This is a genomic window from Trinickia violacea, from assembly GCF_005280735.1.
GTDB classification, from domain to species: domain Bacteria; phylum Pseudomonadota; class Gammaproteobacteria; order Burkholderiales; family Burkholderiaceae; genus Trinickia_A; species Trinickia_A violacea.
Genome location: NZ_CP040078.1, coordinates 90,988 through 109,029, shown reverse-complemented (window position 1 = coordinate 109,029; position 18,042 = coordinate 90,988). Strand labels below are relative to the sequence as shown.

The following is an 18,042-nucleotide window of genomic DNA, read 5'->3' as shown; positions in this document are numbered from 1 at the left end:
GGTGAACGGCCTTGCTGCGTTGACGCGTGCCTGCCGTGTGCCCCTTGGGGAGAACAACTCAGTTCCCCAAAGGGGCGGCCTGCGCGAATGCATCACGACAATTCGATTAGGACCTCAACATGCGAACCACTCTCAAACGGGGCGCCGCAGCGCTATGCGCGCTTGCGCCGTGCCTCTTTTCACTCGACGCGTCAGCCCATGCGGTCGTCGGCGACCGCGTCTTTCCGGCCACGATGGCCGTCGACGATCCCGGCGTCGGCGATGAATTCAACCTGCAGTACAGCCACATCAAGACGCCCGACAGCAACGGTAACGACATGAACGTCAACACGGTGTCCTACGAGTGGGACAAGCTGATCACGAAGAATCTCGCGTTCAGCATCGCGAGCAACTACGCGAGCCAGAACTCGCCGGACGGCAACGCGAAGGGCTGGGACAATTTCACCCTCGGCGCGAAATATCTCGTCTACGCGAATGCGAAGCACGAGTTCATGGCGTCGGTCGGGCTTCTCGCGACGCTCGGCGGCACCGGCTCGAAAGCGATCGCGAATTCATTTTCGACGTTCACCCCGACCGTCTATTTCGGCAAGGGCTTCGGCGACTTGCCGGCGTCGCTTGGGTACCTGCGGCCGTTCGCCATCACCGGCACCATCGGCCCGAACTTGACGACCGCGTCGTCGGACCAGGGACCGAACTCGCTCGGCTGGGGCCTGACGCTGCAGTACAGCATTCCGTACCTGCAGCAGCAGGTGAAGGATCTCGGATTGCCGCAGCTGTTCGCCAATCTGATTCCGGTCGTCGAATTCCCGATGAGCACCTGCACGGCTGGCGCGTGCTCAGGACAGACAACGGGCACGATCAACCCCGGCGTGATCTGGATCAATCGCTACGGGCAGTTCGGTATCGAAGCGCAGATTCCCGTCAATAGCAGGACCGGCACGCACACAGGTGTCTTGGTGCAAGCCCATATCTACTTCGACGATCTCTTCCCAAACTCGATCGGCAAGCCGCTGTTCTGACCCAATAGGAGACATTTCATGAAACTGCACACAAACGCACGGGGCACCGTTGCCGCACTCTTGATCGCCGGCTGTCAGCTCGCGCACGCGCACGCCTACCCGACCCATCAGGCGCCGGGCGTCTACACGATCTCGTGGGTCGCCGTCGCGGCGGACGGGCATCGCACGCAGGGTCACTACAGCTTTACGGTGAAGTGACCGTGGAGCCGCTCGTCGTTGCACAGATCGCCGTGGCAGCCGTGCAGGATATCGTGTTCGCGATGGCGGCCGGCTCGCTCGCGTGCGCCGTGATGGGCAAGCGCAGCGGCATGGGCGTGCCGGCCACGCTGCGCGGTTGGCAGGCAGGTCTCGCGCTCGCCTTGACGCTCGCAGCCCTCGCGTACCTCTGGCTGCAAGCAGGCGTGATGAGCGGCTCGCCGCTTGCCGAGGCAGGCCCCGCAATCACCGCCGTGCTCACGGAGTCGCACTACGGCGTCGCGTGGTCGGTTGGGTTCATCGGCGCGCTGCTCGCAGCGTTGAGCCGCCTTTCCGACCGGCGCGGCCTGCCGCTATTCGCCGCGGGCCTCGTCGCGTGGGCGGCGGGCAAGGCCGCAGCCAGCCACGCAGCCGACATGGATGACTTCTCGGCGCGAGAAGCCATCCACGTCGTGCATCTGTGCGCGACAGCGCTATGGGCCGGCAGCGTGATCGTCGCGGCAGTGATGCTGCGCCGGCTCGCGCCGAACGCTCGCGCGGCGGCCGAGCACAGGGCGGCTTTCTGCACGGAGCTATCGCATCTGGCGACGTCTGCACTTCTCGTCGTTCTGATCACCGGCTTCTACAACGTGATGCAGGACACCGAGCAGGCGAGCGTGCCGTTCTTCGGCATGGCCTGGGGCTGGATAATCTTGGCAAAGCTCGCGTGCGTCGCCGCGGCGGTGGCATTGGGCGGCTGGAACCGAGTGCTGGTCTTGCCCGATCTACACGCCCAAGCGCGGCAGGACGGTTCGGCTTTCATGGCCGCGCAAGGCCGCTTCGACGCTTGGCTCTCCATTGAAGCGCTCGTCATGTTGGCCGTTCTTGCGATCGCGGCCGTGCTGGGACATACGTCTCCGACGGGCGGCTGACGAGGCCAACCCTCCGACGGCCGAGGTGAGCGATGAAGCGGCCATTCGCACTTGCGTCTTAAACGTCGCCTTGTGGCCGACAACTGTCCGACCTGGCGGGCTGAGGCGGACCCGCTGCGACTGCGCGGTGGTCAGCAAAAGTAAAAAGCGATTTCGCCAATGACCTTCGCGTCTGATTCCGAAACTCTGCCAGACATGAAAGGAGTCAGTTGGACAAGGACTCCCTTCGCCGGAATGTCATGCCGATTCACCAAGGACAGTAGTTCATCGCGAACTTCGATTGCTCAGAAACGCCCGGCACCGTAGGCAAGTCAATGGACCTGCATTCGAAAGGAACCTGGCGACATCCCTTTCCACCCTTGATACGCGCGAATGAACGAGTTGGGTTCCTGAAATCCGAGCAGAAAAGAAATCTCCGCCAACGACAGCGTCGACTGCTTCAGGTAGTGGTCGGCCAGTTCGGTCCGGGTTGACGTCAGGATGCTTTGAAAGCTCTCGGCCTCCGCAGTCAGCTTGCGCTGCAAAGTCCGCTTGCTCATGGCCAACCTCTCAGCAACGGTTTCAATGCTCGCCTCACCGCTGGGTAGCGCCTCGAGAAGCACCGCACGAACCCGCTCAGTCGTGCTGGCGCGAGCGTCCATGTCGGCCAGCTTCTGGTTCAGCTTGCTTTCGAAGAAGTCCCACATGGCGGCATTCGAGGTCAGGAATGGCTTGGCTGCATCGGCCGCCGAGAAGCGAATTTCGGTTCGGTCGGCCTGGCGCAACGGGCACCCGAAGTACGCTTCATAAGGCGCGATGTCTCGCGGTAGTTCGGGCAGCCAAGCGGCCTGCGGCACGATGTGCTCGCGCGTGCCGACCCGGATCAGTTGGCAGAAGAACACCAATTCAGTAAGACTGAGCGAAGAAGGAAGTCGACCCTCCGCGCCATAAACGCTTAAGGTCAAGCGCGTCGATTTCAGGCTCTGATCCACATCCAGCAGCATCGGGCCGATCAAAGGCTTGTAGCGGCTCAGCCGTTTAGCGGCGATGTTGAAATTCGGGCTGCACAGGCTGGCGAAGATGGGGGCGTCAAAGGCTTCGGCGTTGAAGTGCTCGACAAGCAGCAACGCCACTTCTCGATTGCCTGCGGCCAGCTCGAAGCCGCGCCACAGCCGAAAGTAGTCAGGCGGAGACAGCGCGATGTCGCCACGATGGAACAGATCGGCAGGCAGCCCCGCGTGGGCCAGCACCGCGGAAGGATCGATTTGCATGTCGCTCAGCATCAACCTCCAGTTGGTGCCGATCACGAATCGGTTGGCTCGTTTCATCGCGTATCGCCTGATGCGGGCTGGTGATCAAGCCTTTTCCATTGCCTGACGCGACATCTTGAGCATGGTCTTGCGCGGCAGCAATGGCACGACCCAGGTCAGCAAGAATTTCAGCTTGCCCTCATTGAATGCGACGAGTTCGCCACGCTCCATGGCGTCATAGCCGCATTGCGCCACCGACTGCGCCGACTTCGCCCGCTTCCAGATATCCACGCCCTCCAGGTTGCCGGCTTCTACAAATCCGGTGGCCACGGCCCCGGGGCACAGCGCGGTCGCCGTGACGTGATAGACGGCCACCTCTTCGGCGATGGCCTGGGTGAATGAAGTCACGTAAGCCTTGGTAGCGTAATACACCGCCTGCAGCGGGCCGGGCATGAACGACGCAGTCGACGACACGTTCAGGATGCGACCGCGATTGCGCTGCACCATGCCCTTGAGATAAAGGTGCGTCAGCTCAGTCAGCGCCGCCATGTTGACCTGCATCATCGCCTGAAAGTCGGCCAGGTCTCGCTCGTGAAACAGCCCATGCCCGCCAAAGCCGGCGTTGTTGATCAACACGTCGATCGTGATGCCATGCGCTTGCGTCTGCTCGAAGATGCGTTGCGCGGCGCCCGGCTTCGATAGATCCTCGGCGATCACGGTCGCGGAGATGCCGTACTGAGTCTCCAGTTCACGCTTCAGCGCGTCGAGCTTGTCGCGTGAGCGCGCTACCAGTACGAGGTCGCCTCTCTTCTTCGCATGGATCTTTGCCAGTTCCCGGCCGATGCCGCTGGATGCGCCGGTGATTAGGGCGGTGTTGGATCGCTTGGTCATGACTTCCTCATTCGATGGGGCTTCGATGAGGTCATCGTAAATCTGCAGATCGCACCACGCACTGGCGAACGACGCCAGTCTGCTAGCAAATCGTGCCATCGAGGCACGCTAGGTGGCAGTGCACCGATCAGCAGGTCGCGGATGATACCGCCACCCAGCTCGGCGATGGACGACAACACCAAGACTCCTGGCAGATCAAGCCCGCTTGACATTGCCGGGCGAGTTCCTATACTCAACCACATGGTTAAGTTTGAGGAAGCCGCATTAGACCGTATCTTCGCCGCGTTGGCCGACCCGACTCGGCGCGCGGTCCTTGCACGTCTGTCCGCGCGCGCGGATCTGTCCGTGAGCGAACTCGCGCAGCCGTTCGAGATGTCGCTGCCGGCCGTGATGAAGCATCTCGACGTGCTCGCTGAAGCCGGTCTGATCACGCGTGTGAAGACCGGCCGCACCGTCGCGTGCCGGCTCTCTGCCGAGCCGATGGAGGAAGCGATGGAATGGCTCACGCGCTATCAGCGCTTCTGGGCCGAGACACTCGATCGCCTTGCCGCATTCGTGGAGGAAGACTCATGCCCGCCGCACCCAGCCTCACGCTCCAGCGCCGCATCAACGCCCCGCCCGCAAAAATCTACAGCGCCTGGACGGAACCGTCGCAAATCGTGAAGTGGATGCATCCCTACGACGCCGAAGTGATCCATGTGGAGATGGACGTGCGCGTGGGCGGGCGCTTTCGCATCGTCATGCGCGCACTGGATGGCGAGGAGCACGATGTGAGCGGCACATTCCGCGAAGTGGTGCGCGACGCGAGGCTTGTCTATACGTGGGCATGGCGCAGCACACCGGAGCGGGAGTCGCTCGTCACGCTGACGTTGCGGCTCGACGGCGAGGCGACGCTGCTCACACTCGAGCACGAGCAGTTCTTCGATGAAGCCGCGCGCGAAAGCCACCAGGCCGGCTGGAACCAGGCACTCGACGGCCTCGAACGGCAATTCGCCTGATCACTGCAGAGGAGCGCATCAATGGACCAGCATCGAATCGTTTCAAGGGAAGAATGGCTCGCTGCGCACAAGGCGCATCTGGCCGAAGAAAAGGCGTTGACGCACGCACGCGACGCGCTCGCCGAAAAGCGCCGCGCGTTGCCATGGGTGAAAGTCGACAAGAGCTATACCTTCGATACGCCGCATGGCAGCAAGACACTAGCCGAACTGTTCAACGGGCGCAGCCAGTTGATCGTCTATCACTTCATGTTCGGGCCGGACTGGGAGGAGGGGTGCCCAGGCTGCTCGTTCCTTTCCGATCATGTCGACGGTGCGCTGCTGCACGTCGAACAGCGAGATGTCGCCTACGTCGCGGTGTCGCGCGCGCCGCTTGCGAAACTCGAGGCGTTCAAAAAGCGCATGGGCTGGCATTTCCGCTGGGTGTCGTCGTATGGCAGCGACTTCAACTACGACTATCACGTGTCGTTCACGCCGGAACAGCGGGTCGACGGCAAGGTGTACTACAACTTCGACCGGATCGACGTCGCGGCGGCCGGCTTCGACAGCGACGAACTACCCGGTGTCAGTGTGTTTTACAAGGACGAATCCGGCGATGTGTTTCATACGTTCTCAGCGTATGCACGCGGCGGCGAGCCGCTCATCGGCGCCTACACCCTGCTCGACCTGACGCCGAAGGGGCGCGACGAACAGCACAACATGATGGACTGGCTGCGTCATCACGATCGGTATGACGAGGTCCGTAGCGGCGCGGGGGCGGGTTACGCGGCGGCTGCGCCCGAGCATGGGGCACAGCATGAAGCGGGACGTCCTTGCCACTAGTCATCGAGCGGGGAATGGGAGGATCGTGATGAAACTTTACGGATTTGCTGGGACGCGTTCGCAACGCGCGCTTTGGGGTCTCAAGGAAGTCGACTGCGATTTTGAATACGTGTCGGTCAATTTGCTCGAAGGTGAGCATAAGCGGCCCGAGTTCCTGCGCCTCAATCCAGCGGGGAAGGTTCCCGTGCTGGTCGACGGCGACCGGATCATTCCCGAGTCGGCGGCGATCGTGCTGTACCTCGCGGATAAATATCCGGAGAAAGCCTTGTTGCCTGTCGATCTCGATGAGCGGGCGCAGGCTTATCGCTGGACTCTGTTTGCGGTTACCGAACTCGAACAACCGCTCTGGAGAATCACCCGGCACACGATGCTCTATCCGCCGGACAAACGCCTCCCGGCCGATATCGAACTCGCGCGAGACGATTTCATGAGCATGGCTGCGATCCTCGACAAGCATCTCGAAGCGCGTGAATTCATTGTCGGAGACAGGCTTTCGGTTGCCGACTGCGTGACGGTCTATCTGATCGATTGGGCCAATGAGTTCCGCCTGATCGATGCGTTCCCGCGTTTGCAGGCGTATCTCGAACGCTTGTATGCACGCCCCGAGGCGCCGCAGCGTATCGCTGATGCGCGCAAGGCGGCGTGAGATCGGCAACGTGCCGCGTGGATGGGCGTGAAAAAGCGTGGACGCCGGTTGAGTCGGGGATTCCGTGGCTACTGGCCAAGCATGGTGAGCGCCTCGCGCAACGGTGCAAGCGAGACAGCGATAGTCCCGCCGAGCGGCGTGTTCATTTCCAGGATCAGAAATATTGCGATGGAAGTGGATACCGCACCCAGAAAAAACGTCGTGGCGACAGTCGTGTTGGGGGGCGTGAACAGGCCAAACGAGCCGAAGATGATGCACAGCCACAACACCAGCGTGATCAGTAGCGGCATGGGGGTCGAGCCTACTGCTTGCAGCAGCGCAAGCTCTCGCATCGCTAGCCCTTCGCCGGCGATCTGGATGGCGCGCGCCTGTAGCTGACGCTGTGCTTCGCTATGCGGCGAGAGTGCCGCCAGCCTGCGTTGAATGGTTTCCCCGCGTCTAAGCTCGTCGGGACTACGCAGGCTTGCCAGTTGATCCGAGTCGCCAGAACTGGCCTTCTGGATTCCCCTGACGACGGACTGCTTCAGCAAGGCGCGGATTTCCTGCGTCTCAGGCCCGTACTGGGCAAGTGCGCGATCGAGCAGAATGATCTCGGTGGCGTCGCGTACGACCGCGGCGTTCGCGGTATCGAACGAACTTTTCGCCGACGAGATCAACAGCCCAAGCACTAACGCGGCCATCGTGGCTATCAATCCGATCGTCAGTTTGATAACGCCGATCGATTCATCGCTGAGATGGTGCTCCGGCAACAGAGAGCGCAGACACAATCCGAGCAGGGCGCTACCAAACACGCATGCAAACACAATGACGGCAATGCTTAGATGGTGCACCGTTCGATTCTCCGTTTCTGCATGTAAGCGTGGTTGCCTTCTCTGTATGCCTTGTCGCCGCTTTCGCGCTCTGATGCTGTGCGGCACGGGCGATCACGTGGATGGATCCGGACTCCTGCGTCGGATTTCTGCGAAAACCTACTACATGTCTTCCGAATGCTCGCACCTTTAAAACAATATCCGTTTACGGTCCGTGCCACTGGACTCGAGCAGCCGGAGATCCTGAGGCGGGAACCGGGCAGGCCGGTTCCCTGGTTGATTTGGGTCAGCTACGCAGGAAGGCCAAGAGATCCTGGTTGAGTTGATCCTTGTGTGTCTCAGCCAGGCCGTGCGGCGCACCCTCGTAGATCTTCAGAATGGCGTGCGGCACCAGTTTCTTCGACGCGCGTCCGCCAACGTCGACCGGCACCACCTGATCGTCCTCGCCATGCACGATCAGCGTCGGCTTGTTGAACTTCTTCAAGTCCGCAGTGAAGTCCGTTTCCGAGAACGCGCGAATCGATTCATAGGTATTCTTGAAGCCGCCCATCATTCCCTGCATCCACCACGATTCGATCATCCCTTGAGAAGCCTTTGCGCCGGGGCGGTTGAAGCCATAGAAGGGGCCGCTTGCGATATCCCGGAACAGTTGCGAGCGATCTGCAATCATTCCTGCGCGGATTCCGTCAAAAACCTCAATAGGCACCCCGCCGGAGTTGGCCGCGGTCTTGACCATGAGCGGAGGTACCGCTGAGATCAGGCCGATCCTTGCTACGCGCGCGGTGCCGTGGCGGCCGACATACCGGGCAACTTCGCCGCCTCCGGTCGAGAAGCCGATCGTTGTCACGTTCCTCAGGTTCAACGTATCGATTACCGCAGCCAGGTCGTCCGCGTAGTGATCCATGTCGTTGCCATCCCAGGGCTGGCTGGACCTGCCATGCCCGCGCCGGTCATGGGCGACCACCCGGAAGCCATTCGACGCAAGGAAGAAAGCCTGATTGTCCCAACTGTCCGAGCTAAGCGGCCACCCATGGCTAAGCGTGACGACCGGACCGCTCGTCGGGCCCCAGTCCTTGTAATAAATCTCGACGCCATCTTTGGTGGTGATCCTGCCCACCGATTGAATCCCCGTAGGGCCGGGCACGGCAGCAGACGTCGACGCGCGGCCGGTCTCGGCCGTCGCGGCAGCCGGTACGACAGCTGCGATCGTCGCTGCGACGCCGCCTAGTATCAGGTTTCTACGGTTCGCGTCGTCGGGAGTCAGGAGAGGTTCAAGCTTCATATTGCATGCTCCGTTGGTAGATAAAATCGCGCTTGCCGTCGATTTGCCCGGGATTGATCGATCGGGTGAAGCGACCATTCCCATGGCGGTGGACAGCGCAAGTTGGGCGATGTAGAGCGGAGGAGCGTCGCAATCGCCGTTGCACCGCACCGCACGATTGCGAATCTTACGAGTGCCGCTGCCCGGAAGGTAGTGATGCGGGGACACACATGCTGTTGTCCTGATCGCACCAACTGACCCGGATCACGATCCAGCAAGGCGGCGACGTATAGGACCAAGGTCCACTACCCGCATCGCTCGCCGCCCCTTACTCTGATTCGAGAAGGCGGACGCAGTCGGCCCCGCGTGGCCCGGCGAAGTCGTCTGATGAAATCGAGAACTAAGCCGCGGTTCGAGTCAGCGGGAAAGCCCGGACTCGTGCCCGTCCGTCCATTCCCGGCACCTTCGAGGCACATCATGATGAAGCGCAGTCTTTGGTTTGCCACGGCGAGCGCGCTGCTGTTCGCGAACGTCGCGGCCGCCCAGCAATACCCGATGCTCGACGCCGTCGCGAACAGGATCGTGCAGAAGTACCAGCAGTCGAGCTGCGAGCAATTGTGGCAAGAGCGCGCCGAGAAGAAAGGCATGCCGAAGCCGCAAGGCGAGCAGATGGCGATCCAGGCCATGCACAACGACCCGCAGATGCGCGCCGCGTTCATCGACCGCGTGGCCGCGCCGATCGCCAACAAGATGTTCGAATGCGGGATGATCCCCTGATCGCCACCGAGCGTGCCGTCACGCCACGCTAGATCTCGGAGGCTGCCATGACTGCGTGGAAACCGGTCTTGCGCGCAACGGCCCTCGCGCTGGGCGTGTGCCTCGCCGCGAGCGGCGGTGCGCAGCAACGGGCGAACGCGCCCTCGAAAGCCGCGGCGAAGCACGCGCAGCAGGCCGCTGCACCCGACTACCAGCCGGGGCTCGACCAGCACGCGCTCGACGTCATCAAGGCCGCCTGCGACCGCCTCGCGGCCGCGAAGTCGATGACGTTCACGGCGATCGTCTCGTACGAGAGCCCGAGCCGGATCGGGCCGCCGCTCATCTACTCGACGAAGTCCGAAGTCCTCATGCAGCGGCCCGACAAGCTGCGCGTGATCACGCTCGGCGACGGTCCGCGCTCGGAGTTCTATTACGACGGCAAGACGATGACGGCCTTCTCCCCGGCCGAGAACCTCGTCGCCGTGGCCGACGCGCCGCCGACGATCGACGACGCGCTGAAGAAAGCCTACGACGTCGGAGCGATCTATTTCCCGTTCACCGATGTCCTCGTCGCGGACCCGTACAAGGACATCGCCGACAGCCTGAAGATCGCGTTCTATATCGGCCAGTCGACCGTCGTCGACAACACGACGACGGACATGGTCGCGTACGTGACGGGCGACGCGTTCGTGCAGGCCTGGATCGGCACGGAGGACAAGCTGCCGCGGCGGATCTACGCCGTCTACCTCAACGATCCCGCGCGGCTGCGCCATGTGCTGGCGCTCACGAACTGGGTCCTGGATCCGGCCGTTCCGGCGAACTCGTTCGTGCCGTCCGGCACGACCGGCGCGGCGCCCATCGCGTTCGCGCGTCCCGACGCCGCAAACGCGCCGGGCCTCAAGCCGCCGCCGAAGGCCAAGGCCGCTAATCCTCAATGAGGAGGCGCATCGTGAAGACGGTTGCCATCTATGTGGCCGGACTCCTGCTTCCGGCCTTCGCCTCGGGCCCCGCCGGCGCCTGGGGGCACGCGGGCGGCTGGTCGCGCCCGGAGCCGTCGGGCGGCATGGAGTCGCGTCCGTCCGGCTCGGAACCGACGACGCGCAGCAACGCCTATGGCGGCAGCGAAACGCACACGCCGGGCCAGGGCACCACGGCGACCAACCGCTACGGCGACACGGCCACCCACACCCAAGGCTCCGGGCAGACGAGCTTCAGCAATCCGTACGGCGGAAGCGCGACCCACACCTATGGCCAGGGCACCACGGCGACCGGCGCCTATGGCGGCACGGCCTCGCACCAGGCCGGCTCGAATCAGACGACCTACTCGAATCAGTACGGCAGCGCGACGCACACCTATGGCCAGGGCACCACGGCGACCAACAACTATGGAGGCACGGCCACGCACGTCCAGGGATCGGGCTATACGACCTATACGAACTCGTCGGGCGCGACCGCGTATCACAGCACCTACTACGGCAACACGACCTATGCCGCCTACCATCCGCCGACCACGGTGAACGTGTACGGATCGAGCTGCTACAACTGCGGCGGCTGGTCCACTGCAGGCGCAGCCGCCGCGGGCGCGGCGGTCGGTGTAGCGGCGGGCGCTGCGATCGCCTCCGCGAACACACAGGCCGTCGCCGCGAACGCGTACAACAGCGGCTATGCCGCCGCGAACTCGGCGAACGCCTACAACGCCGGCTACGTCGCCGGCGCGACGTCCGCGGCACCCCCGCCGCCGCCCAGCGCGAACTTCGCGATGGGCGCGATCTACGCGACGCTGCCGGCCGGCTGCATCAAGCCCTCGGTGCAGGGCGGGACCTACTACCTGTGCGGCAATGCGTGGTTCCAGCCCTCTTACGGCGCGAACGGCGTCTACTACCGCGTCGTGCCCGCGCCCTGAGCGATGCGTGCTTCGCCGTCCCGACGTGTCGCCCCGATTGCAGCGGCCATTCGCTGAGGTGACGCCCGAATACGATCAGGTCGCTCCTCCCCATTCGGGAGGACACTTGATATCGAGCGTCTCCTCGTGGAACTGCACAAGGGACTTGCGCTGCGCCACGCTGACGATCGCTCCTTTGTGCAGTCGTTCTGTGAGCAGGTGATACAGATGCGCTTCAGTTTCGCTGTCGAGCGCACTGGTTGCTTCGTCGAGGAACACATAGTCGGGCTTGTGCAGCAGCACACGCGCAACCGCCAGCCGCTGCTGCTCGCCCGGGGAAAGAATGCGCCACCAGGGATCCGATTCCTGAAGGCGGTCTGCAAAGCCTTCGAGCCGGCACGCCCGCAGTACCTCGCGGCACTCGTCGTCGCCAAAGGTGTCCGCCTTCGCGGGATAGGCCAGTGCGGCCTTGAAGGTGCCTGCCGGCAAATAGCTACGCTGGGGGATGAACATCATGCGCGCGCCCACGGGTGCATCGATCGAGCCGTTGCCGAACGGCCAGAGACCCGCGAGCGCGCGTAAAAACGTGCTTTTCCCCGAGCCCGACTTCCCACGGATCAGCCACCGTGAACCCGGCTTCACTACGATGTCGCGCACATTCGCAAGCGTTTTGCCGTCTGGCACCGCAAGCGAGAGGTTGCGCGTGACCAGCCGGTTCTCATCGACATAGTGCAGGTTGATACCGCCGTGCTCGGTGGCAGGCGAGACAGACTCCTTCAGATGGGATTGCTGCATGACGCGCTCGAACTCGCTCAAACGATTGACCGTCGCACGCCACTCGACGAGCGTGTCGTAATTGTTGATGAACCACGAGAGAGAGTCGCTAACCGAACTGAATGCGTCGGTGATTTGCATCAACGTGCCGAAACTGACCGCACCTGTGAAATAGCGCGGCGAGGCAACAATGATCGGAAAGATGTCGGCGACTTGCGCATAAAAGTTGAGTACGAAGCTGTAGCGCCTCGTATATTTCATAAAGCGCCACCAGTTTTCACGAATGCGGGTAAAAAGGTCGTTGGCATTCGATTCCTCGATTGGCATGCCTTCATAAAACGCAATCTCCTCGGCGTTTTCGCGGAGACGGATCAAGCCAAACCGAAAATCCGCCTCGACGCGCTGCAACTGGTAGTTGATCGAAACGAGCGGGTGACCAATCTTGTTGGTCACGAGCGCACCGGCAATCGCATAGACGATGGCTGCCCAAAGCATATAGCCCGGAATCTGAACGGATGACGAACCGACCATCACAGTCATAGCGCCCGCGGTGTTCCACAGGACGATGGAGAACCAGACGAACGTCTCGACCGTCGACAGCAGATCGAGCGTCAGGGAAAGGGTTGTGGTCGCGAACAGGCTGAGGTCGGCGGCGATACGCTGGTCCGGATTGTCGGCAAGCCGATCGCGCTCGACTCGATAGAACGTGCCGCCGTCCAGCCATCTGTTCAGATAGCGCCGGGTCAGCCACTGGCGCCATCGAAAGCCAAGCATCTGGCGCAGATAGCGGTTGTACACGGAGAGGATGATGAACGCGAATGCGAGTGCCGCAAAAATCAGCACAAGTTGCGGAAACTCGCGTACGTTCTTGCTTTCCAGTGCGTCGTAGAAATCGCGGCTCCATATGTTCAAACGGGCGTTGATGGCTACCATCAACAGGTCCATGGTGACGATTGCCATCAGCAGTCCCCACGCAGTGCCGCGTTCCTCGGAGACCCAATACGGCTTGATCAAACTCCATACGGAGACATGGTCGAGTTGCCGAGTTGCAAAGCCGGATGGTGTGTTGGTCATGGGCTTACCCTTAACTAAGGGATGCAAATCCGCCGACGAACCCGCAAAGCGCCTGCGCAATGGCGGCTTCGATTGCATCGCCTGCCGTTCGCTTTAAATCTGCGGGAGTGGATGCTAGCTTGAGGGAGGAAAATGCTCCGGAAAGACCTAAACTCATATCCAATGCAGCCAGTTTGCGATACTGGTCAGCACCCTGGGCCAAGCTTCAATTGAAGCGGAGCGTACCTCGGGTGCCGCAGCCCTCGGGAGGACATGTTCATGAAGACTCTGATAGTGCTGGCATGCCTAATGCTGTCCGCGAACGCGTTTGCAGAATGTGCGACGAACGCCCGCGGCGAGACGGCCTGCGGCAACGGACAGTCGGCCGCCGGCTATAACAAGAACACGGGTACGGCCTGGACGTCTCAGACGAACCAGAATGGCGTGCGGACGACGCAGACCAACCGGGGCGGCGAGGCGAAGACGATGAACGGCAAAGGCGTGGCTCGCGGCCCTGGCGGAACCACCTGTTACAAGACCGCGAACAGTCACGGTTGCAACTGACAACCCTTCGACGGCGCTGACGGTCGCCTAAGGCTTGACGGAACCCGGGAGCGTTCGAGCCACTTCAGACGACCTGAGCGCGGCCTCGTGGCGTCCCATGCCAAACATGCCGAGTGCGGCGACGATAGTGGGAATCGCGACTAGAACAAACAAGATGGGCAGGCCCAGATGCATGGCTAACAGCACTCCGCCGACCATCGAGCCCACGATCGAACCCACCCGGCCAATGCCAAGTGCCCAGCTCACGCCGGAGGCGCGGCTGGAGGTCGGATAGTAGGCCGCCGCCAGTGCATTGACGCCGGTCTGCGAGCCGCCCGTCCCAAGACCTGCCCCAAAGACCGCGAATACCAGCATCGGCAACGACGAAGCGACGCCGATGAGCAGGATAAACATGGCGGCAACAGCGTAGGAACCTGCGAGCACCAGACCGATCGGATGCCGGCGATACTCGCCGATGTCTATGGCGCGTTGCTGGCCAGTTTCAGTGACGACGAGGTCGCGATGTTCAAAGCGATGCTCGCGCGGATGCTTGCAGCGTGATGCGCTGCCCGGCCTTGCAGGTCGTCACCGATCCTTCGATTGGCGGATGCGCGATCAACCGGCTGCCTTCGAGCGCCGGAGCCATTCGTCGAGACCGATGCGGCCCAGGCGCGCCTCGCCCAACGGCACGAGCGAATGCGCTTCGACCAAGCCGCCGAAGTAACGGGCCTCCGGGTCGCACACGACCTCGCGCGGGTCGCCGACTTCCTTCAGATAGCGGGCGATGAGTTCGTTGAACGGCGCCCGCTCCGGGCCCGCGATCTCGACGATGCCGTTGCGCGGCGCGGCGAGCGCCACGTCGGCGACGATGGCCGCCACGTCCTCTGCGGCGATGGGCTGGAACATGCCCGGCGAAAGCCTGACGACGTTTCCATCGGTACCCGCATCGGCGATGCCGCGGAGGAATTCGAGGAACTGGGTCGAGCGGATGATGGTGTAGGGGATGCCGGAGGCCGCGATCAGCTTCTCTTGGGCGACCTTGCCGCGAAAGTAACCGTTCTCGGGAGTCCGATCGGCTCCGACGATCGATAGCGCGACATGGTGCCGGACGCCGGTTGCAGCCTCCGCTGCATGGACGTTGCGGCCGGACGTCTCGAAGAATTCCAGCACGGCCTTGTCTTCGAACGAGGGCGAATTGGCGAGGTCGACCACCACCTGCGCGCCGGTCATGGCCTCTTGGAGCCCTTCTCCCGTGAGGCTGTTGACGCCTTTGCTGGGCGCGGCGGCGACAACCTCATGGCCGCCCTGGCGCAGAATGGCGACCGTCTTCGAGCCGATCAGGCCAGTGCCGCCGATGACGACGATCTTCATGATTCATCCTCCAATTTTCGTGAGCGGCAACGGGCCGCACGAAGTCATTGTAGGGAGGCCTGGCATATCGCGGTAGACACGAAAACAGGCCCACGGTGTTGTGCTCCCGGCACCAATCGAATCTTGCGTCAGTCAATCACCGTCACGATATTGACGGTCCCCTGTCTCGCCATTTTTGCGTAGGGGCACAGGCGTTCGGCATGTCGAACCAGCGCTTCCGCGAGGCTTCGTTCGACGCCCGGCATTCGGGCCCGAACATCGATGACCAATGCGTAGCCTCCGTCCATCGGATCGCGGCCAAACGAAACTCGCACTTCGACAACCGTCTCGTCGATCTCCAGAGCGGCATGCTTTGCCAGCAGATTCAGCGCCCCGTGAAAGCACGCGGCAAATGCGGCGGCGAACAACTGCTCGGGGTTGGTCCCTTTGCCGGGTCCTCCGAACGCCGTGGGCAGCCGCAGCTCCACGACAAGATTGTCGTCATCCGAACGGGCCACGCCGGAAGCGCGGCCGTGTCCCGTCTCGCCGCCGGAAACGGTGACAGTCGTGGTGTACAGCGGATGAAAATCCCGGCCCCGATATCGGTCGAGGAGGGAAAACGGAGGGGGCAGTAACGTCTTGTCGTCCATGACGCATTCTCGGGTTCGCTGACGCGTATCCGACGCTTAGTCGACCGCTCACGGATGGAGCGCGTATAGAACACGCAATCAATCGACTGTCGACAACGTGGTCATCGTCGTCACACTGTGCAGATCGAGCGCCCTCGTCTGCTCGGTCATATAGTCGATGAACACACGGATGCGGGCAGGAAGATGCTTGCGGCTGAGATAGCAGAGGTAGTGGCCGCTGTCGTCGGGTGCGTGCTGCGCGAGACAACTGACCAGCTGCCCGTCGCCGAGCAAATCGCATACCTGATAGGCCGGCAACTGCGCGATACCGAGCCCGTGGAGCACCGCCTGCAGCATCAGATCGGGGTCGTTGAAGGTGTGCTGCGCGACGGGATGGCGCCGCTGAGCCAGACCGTCGATCTTGAATTCCCACTCCCTGGCGCGGCCCGACGCCGTCCGGAAGTTGATGCAGCGATGCGCCGCCAGATCGTCGACGTGGCGCGGCAACCCGTGGATTCGTGCATAGGCGGGCGACGCGCAAACGATCATTTGCATCGGAATCAACTGCCGCGCCACGATCCCGCTGTCTTCCATGCGTCCCTCGCGAAACGAAACGTCGATGCGATCGGCCGTGAAGTCGGCGGGGTGATCGTTCAGCAGCAACTCCAGCGTGATCTCGGGATATTGCGAGTGAAAGCTGCGCAGCAGCGGCGCGACGATCTTGCGCCCGAAGCCGGGCGTGGAGCCGATGCGCAGAGGGCCGCGCGGGGGGCCGCTGCGCAGCTCGCGCATGTCTTCGAGCGCCTGGACGATACGCTCGATGCCCGGCCGGCAGTTCTCGTAGAACAGCTCGCCCTCGCGTGTCAGCGACGTGCTGCGCGTCGTGCGCTGGAACAGACGTGCATCGAGCTGGGCCTCGAGTTTCTGGACGTTGCGGCTGACCGAGGAACGGCCGATGCCGAGGCGATCGCCCGCACGGGTAAAGCTGCCTTCACTGGCAACGGCCAGAAACGAAACGACGCCGGCGTAACTGGTCGCAAAGCTGCTCGCGAACGGATCGTCGGCGCCGGCGACGGGGTGGCGTGATGAGTAATCTGGCATGGAAGCGCGCGTCGAGAAGTTCATACTCGACTAGACGTATCAGCGCCGCCATTTGTGACATCGGCCGCCGAATTTTTGTGGCGTGGCCGTGCGGTCGGGCTTACTTCTCCGGCACGAGAATGGGCGCACCCTCGTCCTTCAGCAGCAGCACGAGGAACTTTGCCGGTTGAGTCTGGCTTGCGTTGCGTCCAACCGTGTGAATATCGTTCGGGCCTTCATAGAACGTTTGTCCGGGCGTCAGCGTCACTTCCTTGCCGCCCTTCACTTGCATCACGATCGATCCTTCCAGCACATAGATGAAGCCGTGCGCGTTGTGCCGATGGACCGGGTCGGCGGCACCGGGCGGATACTCGACGGTGATCATCGTGGCTTCCTTGCCCGGAGAGTCGTCGAGCGCCTTCGTCATCAGCGGCGAGACGACGGCCGAGGGCGGCGCGGCGCTGGCTTCGCCCATCAATGCGCAAACGACGGCGGCCGCGGCCAGTGCGGCGGTTTTCAAGCGAAGCATGGCGGTGTGCTCCCCAAATGATGCGGCCCGCAGGCGCGGGCCGGGGTGAAAGAAGGGCTGCGGACCCTCGCCGGACTTCAGGCGAGGTTGGCTTTGTCGAGGCCAAACGCCTTGTCGGCCGAACCGGGCACGGTCTTGAACGCGACATTCGCGCGGTTCCATCCATTGATGGCCATGACTTCAAACGTCAGGTCCGACAGTTCCTTCTCGGAGAACTGGGTACGCACGCGTTCGTAGAGTTCGTCGGGCACGCCGTGTGCGGGAAGCGTCGTCAGCGCTTCGGTCCAGGCCAGCGCGGCACGCTCGCGCGGCGAGAAGAGCGTCGATTCGCGCCACGTTGCGACATGGTGGAGGCGCAATTCACGCTCGCCATGGATGCGCGCTTCCTTCACGTGCATGTCGAGGCAGAAGCCACAACCGTTGATCTGCGAGGCGCGGGTCGAGACGAGGTCTCGAATCGATTCTTCGATCGCGCTGTCCTTCAACAGGTTGCTGAACTCGAGGAACTTCTTGAAGAGCTCCGGCGATTGCTGAATGTAGTTGATACGCTGCGTCATGATTTCTCCAGGCGACGATGAGTGAGCAACCGAGCGAAGCGGATGCCGTCAGCGGTGATGGGCCGCACGAAATCATCGTAAGTGCGCGTGGCACGCCGCGGTAGGCTTGTG

Annotated in this window: 22 protein-coding genes and 1 pseudogene; 11 read left to right on the top strand and 12 right to left on the bottom strand. The window is 62.5% G+C overall.

Annotated features, from left to right (window positions below):
* Positions 1-119 precede the first annotated feature (119 nt).
* The 3 genes and pseudogenes from FAZ95_RS22515 to FAZ95_RS39440 all read left to right on the top strand — a co-directional run bounded on the left by FAZ95_RS22515 (position 120) and on the right by FAZ95_RS39440 (position 2,125).
* Positions 120-1,019, top strand: coding sequence for a hypothetical protein (locus FAZ95_RS22515; protein ID WP_254700250.1), 900 nt, complete (start codon positions 120-122; stop codon positions 1,017-1,019).
* A gap of 111 nt (positions 1,020-1,130) precedes the next feature.
* Positions 1,131-1,217, top strand: a pseudogene (locus FAZ95_RS40710) (copper resistance protein CopC); the annotation flags it as partial.
* 2 nt (positions 1,218-1,219) lie between these two features.
* The gene (locus FAZ95_RS39440) at positions 1,220-2,125 is read left to right on the top strand and encodes a CopD family protein (RefSeq protein WP_175425721.1); all 906 of its coding nucleotides are present in this window, start codon (positions 1,220-1,222) and stop codon (positions 2,123-2,125) included.
* Between the two features lie 311 nt (positions 2,126-2,436).
* On the opposite strand, the gene FAZ95_RS22495 is transcribed toward FAZ95_RS39440, so the two are convergent.
* From FAZ95_RS22495 to FAZ95_RS40885, 3 genes are read right to left on the bottom strand one after another with little or no spacing between them, the layout of a single operon-like run.
* Positions 2,437-3,432, bottom strand: coding sequence for an AraC family transcriptional regulator (locus tag FAZ95_RS22495; RefSeq protein ID WP_137334755.1), 996 nt, complete (start codon positions 3,430-3,432; stop codon positions 2,437-2,439).
* A 27-nt stretch (positions 3,433-3,459) separates the two neighbouring features.
* Positions 3,460-4,245, bottom strand: a complete 786-nt coding sequence (locus FAZ95_RS22490) for an SDR family NAD(P)-dependent oxidoreductase (RefSeq protein ID WP_137334754.1) — start codon at positions 4,243-4,245, stop codon at positions 3,460-3,462.
* A complete protein-coding gene (locus FAZ95_RS40885) occupies positions 4,242-4,457 on the bottom strand; it encodes a TRIC cation channel family protein (protein WP_437437774.1) in 216 nt (71 codons plus the stop codon). The genes FAZ95_RS22490 and FAZ95_RS40885 overlap by 4 nt, the downstream gene beginning before the upstream one ends.
* Between FAZ95_RS40885 and FAZ95_RS22480 the strand changes: the two genes are divergently transcribed.
* The 4 genes from FAZ95_RS22480 to FAZ95_RS22465 are packed head-to-tail and all read left to right on the top strand — an operon-like array spanning position 4,411 to position 6,708.
* On the top strand, positions 4,411-4,908 hold the full coding sequence (locus FAZ95_RS22480; protein WP_367873173.1) for an ArsR/SmtB family transcription factor: 498 nt from the start codon (positions 4,411-4,413) through the stop codon (positions 4,906-4,908). The genes FAZ95_RS40885 and FAZ95_RS22480 overlap by 47 nt on opposite strands.
* 5 nt (positions 4,909-4,913) lie before the next feature.
* Positions 4,914-5,243 carry an SRPBCC family protein gene (locus FAZ95_RS22475; RefSeq protein WP_367873689.1) on the top strand — a complete coding sequence of 110 codons (330 nt, stop codon included), beginning with the start codon at positions 4,914-4,916 and terminating at the stop codon, positions 5,241-5,243.
* A gap of 21 nt (positions 5,244-5,264) precedes the next feature.
* Positions 5,265-6,062: a DUF899 domain-containing protein gene (locus FAZ95_RS22470; RefSeq protein WP_137334750.1), complete on the top strand. Its 798-nt coding sequence runs from the start codon at positions 5,265-5,267 to the stop codon at positions 6,060-6,062.
* Positions 6,063-6,090: 28 nt separating this feature from the next.
* On the top strand, positions 6,091-6,708 hold the full coding sequence (locus tag FAZ95_RS22465; protein WP_137334749.1) for a glutathione S-transferase family protein: 618 nt from the start codon (positions 6,091-6,093) through the stop codon (positions 6,706-6,708).
* A gap of 68 nt (positions 6,709-6,776) precedes the next feature.
* Here FAZ95_RS22465 and FAZ95_RS22460 read toward each other — a convergent pair whose 3' ends face one another.
* Both FAZ95_RS22460 and FAZ95_RS22455 read right to left on the bottom strand, forming a co-directional pair.
* Complete coding sequence (locus tag FAZ95_RS22460) at positions 6,777-7,538, bottom strand: bestrophin-like domain (RefSeq protein WP_137334748.1); 762 nt, start codon at positions 7,536-7,538, stop codon at positions 6,777-6,779.
* Positions 7,539-7,803: 265 nt separating this feature from the next.
* Positions 7,804-8,799 carry an alpha/beta fold hydrolase gene (locus tag FAZ95_RS22455; protein ID WP_137334747.1) on the bottom strand — a complete coding sequence of 332 codons (996 nt, stop codon included), beginning with the start codon at positions 8,797-8,799 and terminating at the stop codon, positions 7,804-7,806.
* A 456-nt stretch (positions 8,800-9,255) separates the two neighbouring features.
* On the opposite strand from FAZ95_RS22455, the gene FAZ95_RS22450 reads away from it, so the two are divergent.
* From FAZ95_RS22450 to FAZ95_RS22440, 3 genes are read left to right on the top strand one after another with little or no spacing between them, the layout of a single operon-like run.
* Positions 9,256-9,555: a hypothetical protein gene (locus tag FAZ95_RS22450; RefSeq protein WP_137334746.1), complete on the top strand. Its 300-nt coding sequence runs from the start codon at positions 9,256-9,258 to the stop codon at positions 9,553-9,555.
* 47 nt (positions 9,556-9,602) lie between these two features.
* Entirely contained in the window at positions 9,603-10,472 is an 870-nt protein-coding gene (locus tag FAZ95_RS22445; protein WP_137334745.1) for a DUF2092 domain-containing protein, read from the top strand.
* Positions 10,473-10,483: 11 nt separating this feature from the next.
* Entirely contained in the window at positions 10,484-11,437 is a 954-nt protein-coding gene (locus FAZ95_RS22440) for a hypothetical protein (RefSeq protein ID WP_137334744.1), read from the top strand.
* Between the two features lie 75 nt (positions 11,438-11,512).
* Here the strand turns inward: FAZ95_RS22440 and FAZ95_RS22435 are convergent, their stop codons facing one another.
* On the bottom strand, positions 11,513-13,264 hold the full coding sequence (locus tag FAZ95_RS22435) for an ABC transporter ATP-binding protein/permease (RefSeq protein ID WP_137334743.1): 1,752 nt from the start codon (positions 13,262-13,264) through the stop codon (positions 11,513-11,515).
* Positions 13,265-13,522: 258 nt separating this feature from the next.
* On the opposite strand from FAZ95_RS22435, the gene FAZ95_RS22430 reads away from it, so the two are divergent.
* Entirely contained in the window at positions 13,523-13,807 is a 285-nt protein-coding gene (locus FAZ95_RS22430) for a hypothetical protein (RefSeq protein WP_137334742.1), read from the top strand.
* 27 nt (positions 13,808-13,834) lie between these two features.
* Here the strand turns inward: FAZ95_RS22430 and FAZ95_RS22425 are convergent, their stop codons facing one another.
* The 6 genes from FAZ95_RS22425 to FAZ95_RS22400 all read right to left on the bottom strand — a co-directional run bounded on the left by FAZ95_RS22425 (position 13,835) and on the right by FAZ95_RS22400 (position 17,931).
* Positions 13,835-14,230 carry an MFS transporter gene (locus FAZ95_RS22425; protein WP_175425720.1) on the bottom strand — a complete coding sequence of 132 codons (396 nt, stop codon included), beginning with the start codon at positions 14,228-14,230 and terminating at the stop codon, positions 13,835-13,837.
* Positions 14,231-14,401: 171 nt separating this feature from the next.
* Positions 14,402-15,157 (bottom strand): SDR family oxidoreductase, encoded by a 756-nt coding sequence (locus FAZ95_RS22420; RefSeq protein ID WP_137334740.1) that lies wholly within the window; start codon positions 15,155-15,157, stop codon positions 14,402-14,404.
* Positions 15,158-15,285: 128 nt separating this feature from the next.
* Positions 15,286-15,786, bottom strand: a complete 501-nt coding sequence (locus tag FAZ95_RS22415; RefSeq protein WP_137334739.1) for an Ohr family peroxiredoxin — start codon at positions 15,784-15,786, stop codon at positions 15,286-15,288.
* A 78-nt stretch (positions 15,787-15,864) separates the two neighbouring features.
* On the bottom strand, positions 15,865-16,866 hold the full coding sequence (locus tag FAZ95_RS22410; RefSeq protein WP_137334738.1) for a LysR family transcriptional regulator: 1,002 nt from the start codon (positions 16,864-16,866) through the stop codon (positions 15,865-15,867).
* 100 nt (positions 16,867-16,966) lie between these two features.
* Entirely contained in the window at positions 16,967-17,374 is a 408-nt protein-coding gene (locus FAZ95_RS22405) for a cupin domain-containing protein (protein ID WP_137334737.1), read from the bottom strand.
* Between the two features lie 77 nt (positions 17,375-17,451).
* The gene (locus FAZ95_RS22400; protein WP_137334736.1) at positions 17,452-17,931 is read right to left on the bottom strand and encodes a carboxymuconolactone decarboxylase family protein; all 480 of its coding nucleotides are present in this window, start codon (positions 17,929-17,931) and stop codon (positions 17,452-17,454) included.
* Positions 17,932-18,042: the final 111 nt, after the last annotated feature.